Raw genomic sequence first — 19,297 nt, 5'->3', positions numbered from 1 at the left:
ACGTCTAAAAAATGAAAGTGTCATTTGCGGCGGATCTTTTTTGTCAGCCATAAACAGGCGCAGACATTTGCAACAATCGATACGCTTAACAGATGGAAATCGAAAGTTAGTTTCGAAAGGAGAAACGCATGAGTTCCGAACAGAATATTAAACGCCGGTTAGCCGGTTATTTTTGTGCGATTTTGTTTTCGCAGTGTTTGTTAATCAGCAACCCTATGGCGGCAACCAAAAAACTCAATAATCTAAATAATCAGGGCTATAACATCGAAGCGATGGTTAGTCCCAGTCAGCAAATCGTTGTGGGTAAAGTCAGCTCTTTATCTTCTCGCTGGGTCGGAAACATTATCGTGACCACAGCCAATATCGAACCATTAGAAACCATTAAAGGAAAGGCAACACGAGGCCAGCTGAAGGTTTCCTACGTTGGTGGAACTGTTGGTGTTATTCGTCAAACACTCAGCCACCAAACCACTTTAGAAGAAGGGGAAACTGCAATTTTATTTTTATCTGACGCGCCTAAAAAAAGTGCGTTGTCAGGAAGTAAAGTTTTTTCACACGCATCGGGAAAAATTCAGTTGTTAAAGAAAGGGGAAAGTATTTCTCGATTGCAAAGTAATGGCCGTTTGTCCAAGTTATTGGGGAATTTTCGCCAACAAGCCAAGATAAACAGGTAAGGAGAGCTAGAAATGAATAGGAAAACAATGAAACTTTCAGCTTTAGCCGTGGCATGTTTGTGTCTTGCGAATATTCAAGCTGGAGAAAATCTGGAAACACCCACCAACGGATTGTCAGTGATTAGTCACACATTGTGGAATGATGCTGCCATGCCATTAGAGTGGCGACTTCATGAAGACGGTGTGGTAAATAACGACGCCAACATGCAGGGGACGCCGGCAGTCAGTAATCCCGATGCAGTTAATGAAATTTCTGATGCTTTTACAGAGTGGCAAAACGTGCTGACCTCGGATATTTCGGTCGTTTATAGTGGTGAAACGCCGGTGAGCGATTCAGGATGCGATCTGGTTAATATTGTCACCTGGTCAGATAATAATGTCACCTGGCCGGCCGGCGTTATTGCCATGGGATTAACCACCACTTATGTGGGACCAACCATCGTCTTGAACAATGGCAATCGCAATGTTGATTGTGGACAAGCCGGTGGCGCAAGTAATGTCGTTAACTTACCGTTGGCAACTTATCCGAATGGAACTAACCTGACTGAGGGAACTATTCTTGACATGGATATGACCTGGAATCCAGATGAGTTCGATTATTCTACTGCGCCAAATGCGACGCCTAACGTATTCGATATTCGAGCGGTGGCAACCCATGAATTTGGCCATTTGTTTGGTTTGTCACATACAAGTATGGCTTTTGCCGGTGTTGATGCAGCAACTATGTTTCCTTCGGTAAGTGACACAAACATCGCGTTTCAGAATAATATCAGATCGCTTGAGGAAGACGATATTGCTTCTTCCGGTCGAGGCTATCCCGCTACAGGTTTTTGGCCTGACGGTGCGGCACCTTATTCCACTGGTGCAATTAGTGGTTGGGTAAGACAATCTAATGGATTGGCCGCGCAGGGCGTTCGTATCTGGGCCTATAATACAGCTGATACCAGTCAGCCTGTTTATGAGGCATTTTCGATCAGCCAGTTTGATTGGGACCCAGCTAGCTCTGCTGGTGATTATATTATCAAAGGAATGACGCCAGGCACTTACTACGTTTGTATTCTTCCCTGGAATAATGGTGTTCCTAATACGCAAGCGGACGACGACAATCGATATAATCTAACGGTATTCAACGGTGTCGGTCATACCGGATTTCCAACGGAATGTTACGATGATGCGCCATCGGGAGCTAATGCGCCGGACTTTTCGAATATTGATACCATTCGGGAAATTGAGGTAGTGGCCGGTGAAACTACGCCGGAAATTAATTTTGTCACAGGAACTGGAGACACCGATATTGCTTTAGTGTTGGATCGCAGTGGTTCGATGAACGGCATGATGGATTCGGGAGTAAAAATAGATGTATTGAAATTGTCGGCTAATTCATTTATCGACTTTCTCGATCTAGACGGTGGTCACAGACTGGGCCTGGTTCAGTTTAACTCCGCTGTTGTTCCTTTTGTGCCTGCGTTCAACTTACAGGATCTTACCGCGGCTTCAAGACCCAATGCACAGAATGCGATTAATTCGATGGTTGCCGGTGGTTTGACAAATATTATTGCGGGCGTTCAAGAGGCTGTCAGCCAGCTAACCGGCGTTGCAGATCCTCATGATCGACAAATTGTTTTTGTGTTTTCAGATGGAATGCATAACGATCCACCGGGATCTGACTTAATGGATATCAATGCACCGATAGTTAATAATGATCTTACTCTGTACAGTTTAGGATTAGGTTCTTCGTTGAGTGGTCCTGAACTCAGCCAGGTTGCACTGAATAGCGGTGGCCAGCATTTAGAGCATCAAGATTTGACCAACGTCGAGTTGCAGAAGTTTTTTATTTCTATCGCTGCGTCTGCCGTCGATTTAACAACGCTTATCGATCCCTTATATGAACTCCATGCGGGACAATCTGGTCAGCTTGATGCCATTGTGAGTGAATCAGAACGTGACCTGACTTTTACCATGAACTGGGAAACACCGAACCAAAATCAATTCGATGTTACGGTGAAGACTCCCGGAGGCTGTACCATTGGAACGGTGTTTAACATGCCTGGCGTTCAAGTTCGAAAAGGAGCAACCCATCGACATATCAAAATTCCAATGCCTTACCGGTGCAATAATAAAGATGATCATGTAGGTACATGGAGTTTACATTTCAAGGCTGCAAAAACTCATGAAAATCAGACTCGCTTAATTGCCCAGGCTTATAGTTCTTCTAAAACGAAAATGTTTTCAGATTTCAAGCTACTTGAAAAATCACCGATTGTTGAGACAAGGTTGGTGCATGAAGGCGTTGTGGTAAACGAAGCTGAGTTTATTGCTGATGTCGTTATTCCTGTTCGAACTACAAATGATAGCTATTACGATGATGTGGAACAAGGCGGAAAACTTCGTCCAATTATTCCTGCAGAAAAACGTACGGTACAGATCAGGCTTGCCGATAATGGTAAGAACGGCGATCGTAAAGCCGGCGATGGAATTTTCTCGGCGCAATTGCCGCTGAAGGAAGCTGGTAGTTATCGTATGAGAATTCGGGGACAGTTTAAAAGTGGAAAAAGTTATGGACAACGTGAGCAGGTGACATCTTACTACTTCGATGGTGATCAGGTGACTATGCCAAAGTCGGATAAGTAGATTTTATCTCAAATGGAGGGTTGAACAAACCCAGGTTCATGGAAGAAATAAAGCCACGCCGATCAGCGGCGTGGCTTTTTTGCGTTTGACGATATCTAAGAAGTCAGATCGAATTGAGCTTTTTTTTCATTTATTTTTTTGAGTTTAACTTGGGTAGGAAAGTGACATAAACGGAGAATCTGGTGAATACTTTTTGACATTGAGATTATGGGCAATACTAAAAAGTTTATGGTGTCCATCAGATATTCTTAAGTTGATTTTTTGCGAGGATTCTTTGCGCTTGTGAATATCAGAGTGTGAGATTCCAAAGCATACTTTCAGTGATACTTAGATCAAATTAACTGTAATCCAATGACAAAATTAACTAATACCAAAATTTCCCTGTTAAAAATTAAAAAAGTTACGATATATTTGAATGGAATTGATGTTGTGGTCGTCGTGAAGCTTATGCTTAAAATGACGAAGCTAAAGATAGCTAAAGATAAGGTATTTACCTAAGAGATATAATAACTAATAGCCAGAATAATATATGAAACACAAAGAAATTAATTTTAAAAGGCCATCGTTGGAACAAATCGATGCTTATGAAAACCCAAATGTAATTTCCAGGTTTGTAGATATATTTGGTGTAACTTCCGAAGAGGCAATCGATATATTTACTCACACTAAAAAGTGGCTGTGGTTAGCACACGAGCAAAGACTTGATCAGACATATACAAACAAAATGGAAATCGATGAACCGCTCCTTGTTATCGACGAAATGTGGCATAATTTCGTACTTTTTACCAAGGATTACACCAATTTTTGTTTTCATTATTTCGGTTACTATTTACATCATCAACCCACGACTGATGCTGAGAAGATTAAATTTCAAAAAGAAATTCAATCTGTCCCATTAGAACAAAAGGATGAAGTTTTAAAAGATAAGAGACGCCCTCAATATGAATGTACATATGATAAGTTGGGCCGGAAAGCATTCGAAAAGTTGTATTTTGAATACCCAAAAAAATACAGTAAAAAACAATTAGCAGAGCTTTGTTATCAACAGGTTACTAAACCTGAAACAACACAGCTGATTGGGCAGCATTAGTTGAATTTATCAGGAAATGAACAGGGGTTTAATCGAATTGATTTAGCATAAGTAACAAATGCTTTTGCCACGAATACTAGATGCCATCTCAAAATTCACGAGTACAGCTTTTCGAGATAGCTTCTGGCTACATCAATAATACTGTAACTTTTAACAAAAGGGGTACTATCAATGGATAAGAAGAGTGAAGAATTAGCGGATAAAAAAAGAGATGAGCTGATCAACCAAGCTTTGTCGGAGAATATTTCTAGTAAAAATGCGGCCTGCTCAGGTTGTAGTTGCAGCAGTCGGTGCGGCGGAAAATGTGCACAGCCTCCGTGTGCATATTGTGGATAAATCAGACTAATCTTCGAGAGCTTGAGTGAGAGAACTGGTGTATTTTATGATGAATATATGCTGGTTTATGATTTTCAATCATGCCGATGTCTGCCGTTGAAAAATAATGAGCCACGTCATTCACTGGCGTGGCTTTTTAGTTTGGCTTCATCGGGTTTTCAAATAAGCTTATAAAAATAAACGAAAGCGGTGGAAGTGGATACCGTCAAAATAATTTTTATTTGCTTTATGAATTAACAGTATCGAGATCAGGCGATTCCACTTTTGGGGAAATGTTTAACTCGTATTCACGGGAACAAATACGGTTAAGCCAGAGATAAGCTATGATCCCAATTAACAGATTTGAAATCATCATACTAATAAACAACCCGTCCAGGCTTCCCAGGTAAGCGCCGAGATAAGCAAAAGGGACAAGCAAACCAAACATGCGAATAACCGATAAAACTAACGCGGTTTTAGGGCGGTGCATAGCATTCAATGAAGATACAACCAGAATGACAACACCCTGACCGAGGTAACCTAAGGGTAAAAACCATAACATGTATACAATTAAATGGGTTACCTGTGGTGAATCACTGAATTGCTGTGCGATTTGGTTAGCACCAGTCACCAGGGCAATATAAACCACTAGTTGAACTGCGAGACTGATAAGAAGGCTTTTTCGTATGGCCGAACAACAACGGTTTATTAAATTTGCCGCATAGTTCTGACCGATAAATATGGGTAACGAAGTGGATAGCGCCATAGGTAAAAACAACGCGACGGTTTCAATGCGAGACAATACGCCAAAAGCAGCGACAGCTTCCCGGCCATAAAAAGCGACCCAGCTGGTTACAATGGCAAATGCTATGGGGGTTAAAAGGCTAATTGAGATTGCTGGTAAACCGATATGAAGTAGTCGACGGAGACTACACCAAAATTCCGTCTGAGAAAAACGTTCAAAGATTAATAACTTTTCTCGTTTAACAAGCAACACCATAGAGACGATGGAAGTCAGGCTATCGGCAATCAAATGTCCTTTACCGATATCGATCAGACTAGCGTTTTCACCAGCTTGCCACATTAATAAACTATCCAGTAACGCGGTTAAGATTGCCCAGCTCAGCATTAAGCGGCCAGCAAACTGCGCATCACCGACGGCTCGCATCACGCCATTTGCCAATAAAGGAATTAACATGAAAACAAAACCTAGATAACGTAACTGCATGTACTCGGTAATCAGCGGCATAATATCCGGTTTGGGGCCGAGGTGAAAAGAATCTGGAATTAAAGCGTAGTTCGCACCCAGATAATGAAAAAGTGGCTTTATCGTAACGATACCGATAATACCAAGTAGAATAGCAACAGTAGACGAAAAGAGAAAACTGTCTGTCACCAGTCGCTGGGTTTCATGATGATCTCCTTTTCCTAGAGAATGAGATAAAACTGCTGTTGTACCAATCGTCAACCCAATTGCAACGGCAAAGAGAATACTGGTAATCGGAATAGTAAAGCTTAGCGCGGCGAGTGATTGTGTGCCCAATTGCGATACCAGATAAATATCATATAAGTCTAGTGACATAACTGCCAAAATGGCCGGCAGCATTGGTCTGGTTAGTCGTGATAGTACGTCTACAACTGGATGGCTTAGCATCCATTGTGAACGGCTAATTCTTTGTTGTTTTTTTACACAGGGTTTCATTGGTAATCAAACAGGTATTGAGAGTTAAGCTGGTTTTCTAAAACGAAGCATGAATCGATCGGTCGGCTTACCTTTTAAATCGGCACTAAAAAATGCCTGAGTGCGATCATCATCGGGCTGAGCTAGCGCGTCGCTATCGCCATCTAGAATAAAACCAGCTTCTTGCATTTGTTTAATCACGAAGTTTTTGTCAATTCGGTGGAGACCATGCATGTCACTGGCGTGATAGGCACCGCTTCCTTCAACCGCTGCATGATCGACAACGCCGAGAATGCCGCCTGGCTTTAAGCTTATGTAAGCTTGTTGAATAATCTGTGATACATCCTGTTCCATCCAGTAAAAATCGTGAAGCACCAATACCATTAACAGTTTATCCAGGCTTTGTGCTTCAAAGCCTAAGTCAGAAAGCTCTTTGTCCCAGCGGACAACATTAGGTAATCGGTTGTCCGCAAGCCTTTCATTGACTGCTCTGTCAGTTTGAAAGTCGTAAAATTTCTGGTTGTTTTGCATGTACACTTTGCCTTTTTCACCCACGCATCGGGAGAGTAATTCCGTGTAGTAGCCATCGGCGGCCAGTAGCTCGGCGACTCGATCACCGCTTTGAATTTTAAAAAACGTCAGCACTTTTTCTGGTAATCGAACTTTATCTCTGGCGGTATCCGCTTGAGGTCGATCAATATGCCCTACAGCCAATGCAACGCCGGATTTTGAAATGTGACGTTGTTTAAGCTCTTCAGGATGATCGCATGCTGATAAAGTAATACTTATAACTGCCAGTAAAATTATTTTTCTTAAATTCATCGCAGCAATATTTTTCCTTTGAAATTTGGACTGGAATAGATACTTTTTTAATCGCCAGACATTGTGACAAAGGAGAGTGCTCTTGTTCACTGGTAGTTGTTTCAAGATATTTCGAAACTATCAAATATTCATTGTTTCACATGCTTATGCGATGAATGGAGTTAAATGAGAGACGAAAAAAACAGATAGTTAAAGTTGCCTGCTTCCAAATGTTGTTATTTTTATATTGGTTGCTATTCGATTTGAGTTAAGCTACTAAAATGGTTTTAAGTAAACTATGTCTTTGCCGATTTCTTAAACTCGCCAGGCGAAATGCCAAACTGTGCCTTAAAGCACCGTCCAAAATAACTTTGTGAAGAGAAACCCACCTCGTAAGCTGAGAAATTCGCTGATTTTCCAGCTTGTAACAAATCTTTTGCTTTTTCTAGCCGGTAACGCCGTAAATATTCGACAGGAGACATATCCGTTATATTTTTCAGTTTTCTGAAAAACTGACGTTCACTCATCTTAACTGCTTTTGCCATTTGCGGAACGGTTAATTCACTATTGGTAAAAATGCCTTCTAAACAAGAGTTAATATGATGAATAAATTCTTGTTGTTGAATCTCTTTGTTAGTATCAATATCTTGTTCGTCTTTGATCTCTGTCTTCGGCTGTTCTTTAAATGCGGTTTCGGTTAAGCGCTTCTTTAATATGTCTCGAATATTCAGTAAATTACTAATACGGAGTTTCAGTTCTTGAAGGTCAAAAGGTTTAGTCAAATATTCGTCAGCTTTCTCGTACCATCCTTTCAGTTTGCTTTCTCGGTCGCTTCGCGCGGTGAGCAAAATGATCGGAATGTGATTGGTTATTTCGCACTGTCTTATTGTGCGAGTGACTTGATAGCCGTCCATTTTAGGCATCATGATGTCACTAATAATTAAATCAGGAACTTCTTGTTTTGCTAAGCTAACCCCTTCTTCTCCATTTTTAGCGACCAGAATATTGTAGATACCCGATAGGCAACTTTCGATGTATCGACGCATATCGGGGTTATCTTCGATGATCAAAATGTTAGTTGAATGCTGGTTATGAGACAGGTATTTTTCATGGCTGACAGAAAGGGGTAAGAATTGGTTGTGAATGCTCTCTAGTTCCATCGCTAGAATTTCGTTATTCTTATTGGCTTCAATGTTTAAGTTGTCAACTTCACCGATGATTGGCAAGCTAACGGTGAAAGTCGTCCCTGCTCCTACTGTGCTCTCAACGCTTATCCTACCGTGATGTGCTTCAACGAGTTCTTTAACTAATGCCAATCCAATTCCTGCACCAGTGACTTGTTCGCTGTATTCGTTAAGAACACGATTATAGCGTTCGAATATTGAGTCAAGTTTACTTTCAGGGATACCTATGCCGGTATCTGTTACTTTTATCTGGTATTCGTTTAATTGAGAGCCGTCACCTGGTTTGCGAAGCGTCTCAATGATTATTTCGCCACCAGGCTTAGTATATTTCAGCGCATTAGAAAGTAAATTAAGAACAATTTTTTCCATCGCATCTTGAGTGAACTCAAAGTTTATTTTTTCTCGGTTTATTATTTTTATAGTGATATTTTTTTCATTGGCCAGGTCGATAAACGCCTCTGCGATAAGCTGAATATTTTTTCCAATTGCCTGTGGTATGCGTTCTGTAATTGACTTTACGCGAAAAGTTTCCAGGTTAAGGAGTTGATCAACCATGCGGAGTAGTCGATATCCATTTCTCTGAATAACATTCAGGCGATCGAGTTCTTGTGGGTTTTTATTGGTATTGAGTAATTGTGCAATTGGCCCAAGTATCAAAGTCAACGGCGTTCTAAATTCATGTGAAACATTCGCAAACTCTTCATTTTTATTTGATAGAAGTTGTTCAACTTTGTTTTTTTCCAGAACAAGCTCATGTGTTCGCTGTTTCACTGTTTTTTCGAGAGCAACGGCTCTTTCAGCCAGTATTTGAGTCCTTTTTCGTATGATCAGTATAATCGCTAAAACTAAGGCGATAATGTAAAGACTAATAGCCCACCAGGTTTCCCAGGGGGCGGGTGTTTTATATATTCTTAACGCGACGTTGTCGTCACTCCAAATGCCATTTTTACTTTTGGCTTTTAGCCGAAAGGTATACTCTCCCGCGTTAAGCCCGTCGTAAGTAATGCCTCTGTTGGTTGCATTGGTGTAATGCCAGTTGTTATCAAGTCCCTCAAGCAAGTAGGCATATTGGATTTTTTCAGGGGCGGGGTAATGGGTGGCAATAAAATCAAACCCAAAATTTGAGTCGAGGTAAGACAAATTGATTTCATCTGCATCTGCGATCGCTTCTTTTTCGGCCTGACTCTTTTCAATCGTGACAGGTTCGCCAAATTTTTTGAGTTGAGTAATCGACACTTTCGGAAGAGTGTTATTAAGGCTAATTTTTTCAGGATGAAAAATATTGAGTCCTGTCCGGCCGCCAAAGATAAGTCTGCCATCTGGAAATTGGCCGAAGGCGCCGAGGTTAAATAATTCGGAATGCAGTCCGTCTGCCGCTTTGTAATTGATGAAACTCTTTTCAACTGGGTCAATTTTATATAACCCTTGTGTTTTGGTTAACATCCAGATGTTATGGGACTGGTCGTTAAATAAACCCGAAAAGCCATGGTTTAAATATAGCCCCATAGAGTTTCCAACCGCTTGTAACTTTCCTGAGTTGCGCTCGTAAAGATACAATCCTTCACCGTCATAAGTTAGCCAGATATTTTCCTCTTGGTCGATTGACAATGAACGAATGGCTTTGTCTTTCAGCTCTTTGATCGAAACCGGCGCTTGTTCTACCGAATCGAGTTGTGAGTCAGCGTAATACAGACCGGCGGAACTGGCGATCCAGACAGTGCCGTTGGAGTCGATTGAAACAGTGTTAATATTTTGGTCAAAAATTTTTCCATCTTGATAACTTATTCGCCGAGCTGTTTCGCTAGACTTATTGAACTTGTACAGGCCGTTATCGGCGGCGAGTAGCAAGCTATCTTGAAGGTTGATTATTTTAAAGATGGCTGCTTCATCAAATAAGTGTCCATACCGGGTGATTTTATCGTCTTCAGAGTGAAGTTTATCTAGACCGTCTGAGGTGCCGAGCCAGTAAGTTTCGTCACTACCTTTTGATATGGCATATATTTCGTCATGTGAAATCGTGTTGTTGTCATTTGAATCATGCTGTAACTTCGAGCAGCTTTTTTCATTTAAATTTAATTTTACCAACCCCGAGTCGGTACCTAGCCAGACAACCTCATTATTAATAGGGTAAACGCTACGAAAATCGTTTGAAGGCAAGCAGTGAAAGCTGTTAATCGAGTTATCGAAAGAGCCAAACTCAATGGTTAACGGGTCGAAGTAGTTAACGCCTGCAGTATAAGAACCTGCCCAGATCATGCCTGAATGATCCTGTAATAAACTAATAATTGCATTGTCCGTCAGGGAGTGGGCGTTGCTTTTATCCGAACGAAAATTAATGATTTTTTTCGACTCGTCAATGCGATATATGCCGTTTTGAAAAGTGCCTATCCAAATATTGTTTTCTGAATCAATCAGAGACGATAAAACATATTTAACCGAATCAATTTCAAACTTACTTGAGGTTGCTGTAGCGGGGTCATAAGTGTATAAGCCTTGATGAGTTCCTAACCAGAGCTTGCCATTTCCATCTTCTGAAATTGTTCTGACGACAGGTTGATTACCTTCTTTTAACTTGACTGTTTTGAAGCTGTTTGTCTCAGCATGAAAATACGACAATCCCTTGCTTGAGCCAATATAGAGTTCGCCGCTTTGAGCTTTAGCTAAAGTTCTTATCCGGTTACTCGGCAATGATTCCAGGTTAGATTCATCATGGGAATAGTGAGTAAACTGGTTATTCAAGGTGTCAAATCTATCCAGGCCATTTTGGGTCGCGACCCACAGTATTCCATTATCGTCGTGTTGAAGTGCGTTAATTGTATTCGCACTCAGACTGTTACTATTTTGGGGATCATGCCTAAAAACCGTGAAATTATCGGTTGCCCGGTTATAGCGACTTAATCCGTTTTCACCGCTGGTTACCCATAGATTATTATTGCTGTCGAGTTCAATATCCAGAATGTAGGGGTCGGCGATGGAATTTGGGTTATTTTTATCGGCAAGGTATTTTTGTAAGGTGTAGCCGTCGAAACTGGCTAAACCAAGCTCAGTTCCAATCCAGATATAACCGAGATGGTCGGTAGCTAAAGACCTGACAGAGTTAAAAGGAAGACCGTCATTAATATCGAGAGATCGAAAGCGCGGGTTATTCGCTGTAGCGGAGAAAGAGATGACTAAAAACAGTGAGGCAATCTGTCGCAGCGTATTTTTTGTCATCTCGTATTATTTTTTTACTTCTTTTGTTATTCGAATTTCACATTCTCGCCATAGACGAGTTTGCCCGCAGCATCAATTAAACATTCTTCTTTTTTGTCGGTATTACCCCGATAAATCACTGTATTGCCTTGAGAGTGAGAATAATTAAAAGTGTGGGGTAATTGAGTGTTCACTATTCTGCCGTCAACCATTTTTTTGGGGTGAATAATCTCTTCCGGTGGAAGAGGACAGTTCTTACCTGGCGCCACGTGACGAACGTGAAAAACTCCGTTAACTGCATGGGATGTCATTTCTGGGTCATTACCAACATAGTTATGAGTATAGACACATTTTGTATAAGTTGGCCCGCCAGCTTCCGCAGCTTTCGGAAATGAAAGTAAGCAAAATATCAGTATTGCTCCGTATAAGTGGTTCAGTTTCATATTACTTCCCTCTACGATAAAATAATCTATATCTAGTTAAATAAGTACTTAGGATAATTGAGTCATTCGTATTTTTATCAGTTGTTAGTGGTATCCGCAATTGGCCGGCATCTGTGTTTTGTTGATACCTATGACCTATAGACCCTGGCTAAAAGCACAAGTATCTCAATTTGCTAAGTTGCGTTATTATGCCTTGTTATTGAGGTATGTAAAGGTAACTAGTAACAAGTTTTGAGAAAGGAAGAAATTGAGTGAGAAATTTTGTTTTAGGGTTTATTAGCGGACTGACAGTGCTGGCCCTGGTATTAATTGTGTATCAGTATTATGTTGTTGAATTAACACCAGAGAATCAGATTCCTGGGCAAGTCGATAATTCAATCGATGATAAAAGCGACGTTGCAAGCTCTGCTGTTAAAAACTCAGTTGTTGAAAACCCTGCCGTTAAAAACAGAATCAGGGAGTTACAAAAAGCTGACAATGAATCGTCTAAAAATCAACCGGCTAAGAAGCAAACAGGCGAGCAACCTGTGACCGCGACAAATAGTGGAAAAACTGAAACCATTGAGAAAATTCACTCGGCTTTGTATGGGTTAAACCAAAATCAGCTCGCAATGATTGAAGCGACACTTAGCCAAATCAACGAGTTAAAACCGGTTGATGCTTTCGAACTTGAGTCTGTTGATGATGACTGGGCCCAACAAAAACAAGCTGACCTGGAGTATTTCTATTATGAGAGTTCGCCACTAAAAGACATTGGTGAATTGGAGTCAATCCGCTGCAAAACCACACTTTGCAATATTCGAGTTAGAGTCCCGAATTCTGCTGACATTAAACCTTCCGACTATATCGACTGGCCACATTTACAGTCAATCAATATTCAAACATCTGCTGATGGTAACCATGAGAGAATGATCAATATTATCGTTTTTGAAGAAAATAAGTGATTGTATTCGCCATTTTAACTGAACTTCATGTTTTCTAACTTATTGTTTTGTAAGGGGTTAATTTTGATGGCGAATTTGTACTAGTTTTTGGCGGATATGAAATATAGTTAATTAAGGCCTCTTAATAACATAGAGAAAAATAAGCGCAGTGTTTTATTTACTCTATTTATTAAGGAGCTTTTTATGGGATCAAATCCTTCCAATAAAAGTCCACATCGCGATATGCGACAAAGACTTTCAATACCACGTTTATTACTAAGTTCATGTCTTTTATTTGCGGGCCAGCTATCTTATGCAAATGATAGTTTCGGGCCTGGTGGTGGTTTCGGCGGCAATGCACCACCTGAAGAAGTGAAAGATTATGGCTATAACTTCCATGAGCAAAATAACATCACGCCCGAGATTCCAACGCTGACGACAGATTTGTTTGGTGATCAAATTGATCCGTCATCGGGTAGTGTTTCATTTTCTCAGACTGATATCAGTATTCCCGGAAACTCGGGACTTCCTGTCACGATAACTCGAACACTTTCCGATCCTGATTCCTGGTTTCGTGAAACGCGTGAATTCGAGAACTGGAGTTTATCGATTCCTCATGTTCGCTCAACTTACATTACTGACAAATCAGGCAATGCGAAGAATGCCTATTGGGCTGTGGGCAAGGCTTGTTCGCGCCGCTTAAACTCTAACCCGACATTTTCTAAATATGTCTCCTATGGGCTCGGTGACAATCAAACCCAAGCCTATCAGGGGAGCAAAGATAGTTATTGGAATGGCGATACCGTTTCGATTCCTGGGCAGGGTTCGGCCAAGTTCACGGAAAAGGCCGGAAGCTATAAGCGCTATAACAATCGTAACTGGAAGGTGACCTGTATCACTAACAGCGACGGGACCGAAGGTTTTAAGATCACGCTCGATAACGGTGTGGTTTACACCATGGGTAAGCAGCGAACGGTTAAATCACTAAAGCCGTTTAACTTATCTCCAGTGATGAGTTTAACCCCATGTAATGGATCCTCTCGACCTTGTCCTATGGAAGCTGTGGGGCCGTCTGACCCTGACGAATCTGTGCAATATCCACAATATTTTGTATTTATGCAGGCCACCCGCGTGGAGGATCGTTTCGGTAACTGGGTTAAATATAGTTATCACAGTGATGGTCGTCTTAAGCAGATAACATCCAATGACGGACGTACCATAACGGTTAATTATTCCGGTAACCGAGTCAGTTCGATTTCTGCAAACGGCAAGACATGGAATTATCGGTATGATGATTATCGAATCAAAACACTGAAAACGGTTGTTCGTCCGGATAATAAAGAGTGGAGTTATAGTCACGATAAAACCAGCAACAATAGTCTATGGATCTTAAATAACGTTGCCGAGCATGCACAGGCGCCTCATCACGGGATCCAGTGTATTGAGAGTGGTACGCGTGACTTTATCGAAATGACGCATCCAGAAGGAATGCAAGGAAAGTTTGTTCTGGAAGAAGTGTGCCAGGGTCAGTCTGAAGTGCCTAAAATTCGTCGTCCTAATCCATTACGCCGCAACTACGACACGTATTTTATTCCAAGAATTTCGAACTTATTTGCTATATCCACTAAAACTTTAACGATGTCGGATGGCGAAGAGTATATTTGGAATTATGACTATTCCGACAATGACGGTGTTTATCAAGGTGATAGTATTAATTCTAGCCACCGACTCAGTCTTGGTGTTTCTGGCGTTGAAACTGCACATCTTAAGTCGACGACCACGATTAATCCTGATAATAGTAAAACGATTCAGTATTTTGATCGTCGCTATGGCAAGACTTCAGGAAACCTTTTATATAGCGAAGTTTACAATGAGCATGGCTCGTTATTAAAGCGTAGTTCGTACCAGTATACTGATGGTGAGTATCATGGTAAGCCTCTAATGTATACCGCAATTTCCCTCACCGCTGATGCGTTTACCGAGGCCGATATCACTAAAGGTCACGCTGCCTCAAGAAAGCAATTAACTTCAAAAAAAGTGGAAAACTTTGTCACAATTGGAGATGTATACACGACGACTTATAGCGATTTTGATGTTTATGATTTGCCGCAGAAAACATACGAGTATAATGATTTTAGTAATAAAAAGAAGTACACCAAAACTTATTACAATCATGATAAAACCTACAATCTTTTAGGTCGTCATAGCCGCACAGAAGTTTCATCAAGTGATTCGAATTATACGGAAGTTTCTAAAACCACTTATCACAGTGCAACAGGGTCGTATAAGTCGCAACCGAATTATCATTATGAATTTGGTCGTTGGTATAAAAGAAATCAATCGTATCATACCTCTGGTGTGCAAGCCGGTTTGCCGAAAAGAGTTCAATACAATGGGGCAAGTTATAATAGTGCAAGCCGATGGGTTGAGTTTTCAAATTACAAGCGGGGTAAAGCGCAAACTATTGGTACGCCTCAAAGTAAAAGTACCACTAGCCAATATGCTTATCTGGAAGTTAACAATGATGGCCTGGTTACCAAAGTAACAGATTTTGAAAACCACTGTACCAGATATAGTTACAATTCTATTGGTCGTTTAACTTTAATTGATCCTTGTGATAACCGTTGGTTAAATACCACTATTGGTTACACGACAACGTCAGGCAGTGACGGTCTAAATTACGTTTTTAGCGGCATGCTAAAACAAACCATTACGCGCGGTAACTATCAAAAAATAACCTACTTTGATAATTTACTTCGTCCTCGAATGATCAAAGAGTGGGATAAAGCTAAATCGTCAACGACTCGCTATACGCGAACAAGTTACGATGCATTTAATCGACCGACTTACCAAAGTAATCCCTGGCTGAGTTCAACGACTAACTATGGCCGAGAAACGAAATATGATGCTTTGGGAAGAGTCGTCAATGTAGATGACAATACGAGCTCTGGTTCCATCGGCTACAGTTATCTATCAGGTAATCGAGTTCGTGTTAATGATAATAAAGGTCATCAAACGACCACTACGTATTTGGCTTATGGTTCGCCGAGTCAAAGTTTGGCGACTTATATTGCTGCGCCAGAAAATACCAATACCACTCTTAACTATAATATTTTTGGCAATTTAACTTCGATAACTCAAGGAGGTATTACCGAGCGTCGTGTTTATGATGGTTATCAAAGACACTGTAAAACAACTCGTCCAGATGTAGGCAATACTGCGGTCTCTTATAACGCACTCAACGAGTTGTTGTGGAGCGCAAAAGGAAGTTCAGTATCAAGCAGCACTGGTTCTTGTGATAATTCAGTGAGTTCAAGCGATAAAGCCACCTATGCATACGATAATTTAGGAAACGTGCGTAGTATTAATTATGCTGACAATAGCCCGGATAAAACTTTTGTTTATGACAAAAATAATCTGTTAAAAACATTAACTGCGGGTAATGTTACTACCGCTTACACATACAACAGTGAGAAGTTATTAGAGAAAGAAACATTATCGGTTGATTCAAATAATTTTGTTTTGGATTATTTCTATAACAGTAATGGCCATTTAAGTGACTTAAGATATCCAAGTGGTACTAAAATCGCATTCGTGCCTAATGCGCTAGGACAGCCAACCACTGCAGGAGCTCATGCGACGCACGCGACTTACCATGCAAATGGCGCACTAAAATCACATCTGTACGGTAATGACTATTACTATAAGATGACCCAAAACACTTCAGGGTTACCATCAACTACCTACGACAAAATCACTCAACAAGGTGGTGGTGGCGGTGGTCTGACACCAATTGATCCGATAGGCATTAAACCGATTGGAATCGATCCCATTAAGAATCCGCCTATAGCAACTCGGAGTTTGGAGTCTGCCGGTACAGCGACAACGTCGGCAACAATCTCAGCGCCGAGTAGAGCGGTTGCCGCTAGACGACCTGATGGGGCTGTCGATGTCTACGCAATTAAACAAGCATTTACATATGACGCGAATAGCAATCTAACTTTCTGGGATGATCAAATTTCCAGCAATAAAAATGTTTATGATTTTAGAGCGACTTATGATGGGCTTGATCGACTAGATCGCATCACTGACAGTTATTCTGGTACTGGTGAGGTCGCTTATGATTCGATGGGGAATATCACTTTCTACAAAATCGGTAATAAGTCTCTTAATTATCATTACAACAGCAATAAACAGCTTGCTTCAGTGACCGGCTATTTATCGCGTTCATTCCAGTATGACGATAAAGGTAATGTGACTAGCAATGGTGTTCATACTTTTAATTACAACACTGCTGAGCAAATGTATTCATCGGATGCCGGTTCTTATGTTTATGATGGTAATGGTAAGCGTGTTAAAACTGTTGATGACCAAGGAACTAGCTACTCAATGTATTCACGTGATGGACAGTTGGTTTACCGAAAAATCAACGGAACTCATGTTAATTATTATCACCTGGGTAAAAAGTTAGTCGCTCGCAAAAAAGGTTCAACAATCACTTATGTGCACACAGACTTTTTAGGAAGTCCGGCTGCGGAATCTAATTCATCTGGAACGGTTACTGCAAATATGCATTACCAGCCATTTGGTGAAAGTATTGAAACGCCGAAAGATGAGGTTGGGTATACAGGCCACAAGTTTGATAAGAGTCTTGGACTTAACTACATGCAGGCTCGATATTATGATCCTGTTATTGGAAGGTTTTATTCGAATGATCCAGTAGGCTATCGTGATGTATATACTTTTAACAGGTTTGCTTATGCTAATAACAATCCTTATAAATTTACAGATCCTAATGGTGAGGCACCATGGGTTTTATTTGGTGCACTCGTTGGAGGCGGGGTTAATTTCGTTGCTCAAGGCTTAACAAAAGGCTTTGATAATGTTGATTATACGCAAGTTGCGGTTGCAGCGGCTGTTGGTGCTACTGGAGTGGGATTAGCTGAGTCAATTGGCGCGAGTGTCGCAGGTATGGGGCTGACAGCTGCTCAAAGCATGGCTGTGAATGCTGGTGGGAATGCAGCTGTTGGTGCGACTTTAGGTGCTCTAGGAACTGTCACAAATAGCCTAGTTGATGGTTTACAGGGTGATTCGGATGGAAGTTTCCCCTCGCTCGATGCATTAGGGAGTTCTGCCACTGAAGGGGCTATTTTTGGAGGTTTGGGTTCTGTGGTTGGAGAAGGGTTAAGCAATGCGACAGTTGGCGCTAATAATGTTTTATTTGGAAAAAAAGGTACTCCTAACGCTTTCGGAAAGTTTGTTACTGACTTGGGGGCCGATATTGTGGGCGCTGGTAGTGACGTAAAAAATACTGTAATGGATTATTTTAAAGATGAAAAAGACTAAATTAAAATTACTCTATACAAAGTACTTTGTGAGTCTATTTTTCTTGAGTTTTCTTAGTGTTTGGATACTTGATTTTGTATTTGATATTTGGAAGTGGGAAACTGATTTTTTTGAATTTCTGATAGTTACCACAATCACCTGCTTCCTTGTTTCAATAGTAACAGTGGTTATTGATCTTATTATATATTTACGTGGAAGGAGCTAGTTGCTAGTCAATTCACGAGTAATACAAAATTGGAGTTTGTAAGAATTACACTTGCAAAAACCAATTGTTAATGAGTTCAATGCCAAAGTAATTAATAAGGATTTCTATATGAAACTTTTAAAAACTATAACTTCTTTTGCGATAGCTGGCTCTATTCTATTTTCAATTAATACCAATGCTGTGCAAACTGGAGGAAAAACCTATGTCACTGAATGCGAATACATGCCGGTCGGTGAGTTTACCATTCCTCTGGTCGATACCCTTGAAAGTACGAATGGTTACAAGTCTTGTCCTGCAACTAAAATTGTGAATACTATCGTGCATAATTTTGATAGCGGAGAAGTCGAGTACGTGAGAAAAGCAGTTCATTATCATTTGTTTTATGAGAAAAAATATATGAAGTGACAATCATCATTCTCGACAGACAACTAATTAAGCCTCGACAAATCTCACTAAGATTGTTCGAGGTTTTTAGTCATTGAGTTTTGCCTGTATTTCCTATTGCCAACGACAATTGCTCCCCTTTTATCTACAGTTACTTTATTAATCGCAAAGTAGCTGAGAACTGAAACTCAAAAATAATGACTGTAACAAGTTTAGACTTAGATACTAATTGTGCCTTGCCACTAAGTGAGGTTCTTGTGGGGGGGAGCAAAATTATGCAGTTATCACTCATGTGGCGAATATGTACTACTTTTTGGCGAATATTTAAAATCTTTTGTGTGTCATTTCTGAAAAAATCACCTTGTTAATTAGTGACAAATTTTGATTTAAATCTAATTAATTTTTTTTCTAAACTAATCAATAAGGAT

11 protein-coding genes are annotated in these 19,297 nt (G+C 40.6%); 7 read left to right on the top strand and 4 right to left on the bottom strand.

From position 1 onward, the window contains the following. The first annotated feature begins 128 nt into the window (after nucleotides 1-128). The 4 genes from FLL46_RS11195 (at nucleotide 129) to FLL46_RS26945 (ending at nucleotide 4,731) form a co-directional block, all read left to right on the top strand. Entirely contained in the window at nucleotides 129-674 is a 546-nt protein-coding gene (locus FLL46_RS11195; RefSeq protein WP_142893598.1) for a hypothetical protein, read from the top strand. A 12-nt stretch (nucleotides 675-686) separates the two neighbouring features. After that, a complete protein-coding gene (locus FLL46_RS11190; RefSeq protein WP_142893597.1) occupies nucleotides 687-3,305 on the top strand; it encodes a VWA domain-containing protein in 2,619 nt (872 codons plus the stop codon). A gap of 529 nt (nucleotides 3,306-3,834) precedes the next feature. Next, nucleotides 3,835-4,395: a glycine-rich domain-containing protein gene (locus FLL46_RS11185; RefSeq protein WP_142893596.1), complete on the top strand. Its 561-nt coding sequence runs from the start codon at nucleotides 3,835-3,837 to the stop codon at nucleotides 4,393-4,395. A gap of 171 nt (nucleotides 4,396-4,566) precedes the next feature. Further along, complete coding sequence (locus FLL46_RS26945; RefSeq protein WP_168204130.1) at nucleotides 4,567-4,731, top strand: hypothetical protein; 165 nt, start codon at nucleotides 4,567-4,569, stop codon at nucleotides 4,729-4,731. A 226-nt stretch (nucleotides 4,732-4,957) separates the two neighbouring features. Here FLL46_RS26945 and FLL46_RS11180 read toward each other — a convergent pair whose 3' ends face one another. From FLL46_RS11180 to FLL46_RS11165, 4 genes are all read right to left on the bottom strand, one after another. Then, entirely contained in the window at nucleotides 4,958-6,412 is a 1,455-nt protein-coding gene (locus FLL46_RS11180) for an MATE family efflux transporter (protein WP_142893595.1), read from the bottom strand. A 24-nt stretch (nucleotides 6,413-6,436) separates the two neighbouring features. Further along, complete coding sequence (locus FLL46_RS11175; protein ID WP_142893594.1) at nucleotides 6,437-7,213, bottom strand: class I SAM-dependent methyltransferase; 777 nt, start codon at nucleotides 7,211-7,213, stop codon at nucleotides 6,437-6,439. A gap of 275 nt (nucleotides 7,214-7,488) precedes the next feature. Next, nucleotides 7,489-11,589, bottom strand: coding sequence for a hybrid sensor histidine kinase/response regulator transcription factor (locus tag FLL46_RS11170; RefSeq protein ID WP_142893593.1), 4,101 nt, complete (start codon nucleotides 11,587-11,589; stop codon nucleotides 7,489-7,491). A 26-nt stretch (nucleotides 11,590-11,615) separates the two neighbouring features. Continuing rightward, on the bottom strand, nucleotides 11,616-12,011 hold the full coding sequence (locus FLL46_RS11165; protein ID WP_142893592.1) for a hypothetical protein: 396 nt from the start codon (nucleotides 12,009-12,011) through the stop codon (nucleotides 11,616-11,618). 251 nt (nucleotides 12,012-12,262) lie between these two features. On the opposite strand from FLL46_RS11165, the gene FLL46_RS11160 reads away from it, so the two are divergent. The 3 genes from FLL46_RS11160 to FLL46_RS11150 all read left to right on the top strand — a co-directional run bounded on the left by FLL46_RS11160 (nucleotide 12,263) and on the right by FLL46_RS11150 (nucleotide 18,890). Next, complete coding sequence (locus FLL46_RS11160) at nucleotides 12,263-12,955, top strand: hypothetical protein (RefSeq protein ID WP_142893591.1); 693 nt, start codon at nucleotides 12,263-12,265, stop codon at nucleotides 12,953-12,955. 183 nt (nucleotides 12,956-13,138) lie between these two features. After that, nucleotides 13,139-18,280 (top strand): RHS repeat-associated core domain-containing protein, encoded by a 5,142-nt coding sequence (locus FLL46_RS11155; protein WP_142893590.1) that lies wholly within the window; start codon nucleotides 13,139-13,141, stop codon nucleotides 18,278-18,280. Nucleotides 18,281-18,593: 313 nt separating this feature from the next. Continuing rightward, complete coding sequence (locus FLL46_RS11150) at nucleotides 18,594-18,890, top strand: hypothetical protein (RefSeq protein ID WP_142893589.1); 297 nt, start codon at nucleotides 18,594-18,596, stop codon at nucleotides 18,888-18,890. Nucleotides 18,891-19,297 lie beyond the last annotated feature (407 nt).

Source organism: Aliikangiella coralliicola (genome assembly GCF_007004725.1).
GTDB lineage: Bacteria > Pseudomonadota > Gammaproteobacteria > Enterobacterales > Kangiellaceae > Aliikangiella > Aliikangiella coralliicola.
Note: the sequence above shows the minus strand (reverse complement) of the source record. Positions and strands in the feature narration are given on the sequence as shown.

Coding starts and splice junctions, on each gene's coding strand:
- FLL46_RS11185 (WP_142893596.1), top strand. CDS start 3,835: ATGAAACACAAAGAAATTAATTTTAAAAGGCCATCGTTGGAACAAATC.
- FLL46_RS11175 (WP_142893594.1), bottom strand. CDS start 7,213: ATGAATTTAAGAAAAATAATTTTACTGGCAGTTATAAGTATTACTTTA.
- FLL46_RS11190 (WP_142893597.1), top strand. CDS start 687: ATGAATAGGAAAACAATGAAACTTTCAGCTTTAGCCGTGGCATGTTTG.
- FLL46_RS11195 (WP_142893598.1), top strand. CDS start 129: ATGAGTTCCGAACAGAATATTAAACGCCGGTTAGCCGGTTATTTTTGT.
- FLL46_RS11170 (WP_142893593.1), bottom strand. CDS start 11,589: ATGACAAAAAATACGCTGCGACAGATTGCCTCACTGTTTTTAGTCATC.
- FLL46_RS11165 (WP_142893592.1), bottom strand. CDS start 12,011: ATGAAACTGAACCACTTATACGGAGCAATACTGATATTTTGCTTACTT.
- FLL46_RS11150 (WP_142893589.1), top strand. CDS start 18,594: ATGAAACTTTTAAAAACTATAACTTCTTTTGCGATAGCTGGCTCTATT.
- FLL46_RS11180 (WP_142893595.1), bottom strand. CDS start 6,412: ATGAAACCCTGTGTAAAAAAACAACAAAGAATTAGCCGTTCACAATGG.
- FLL46_RS11155 (WP_142893590.1), top strand. CDS start 13,139: ATGGGATCAAATCCTTCCAATAAAAGTCCACATCGCGATATGCGACAA.
- FLL46_RS26945 (WP_168204130.1), top strand. CDS start 4,567: ATGGATAAGAAGAGTGAAGAATTAGCGGATAAAAAAAGAGATGAGCTG.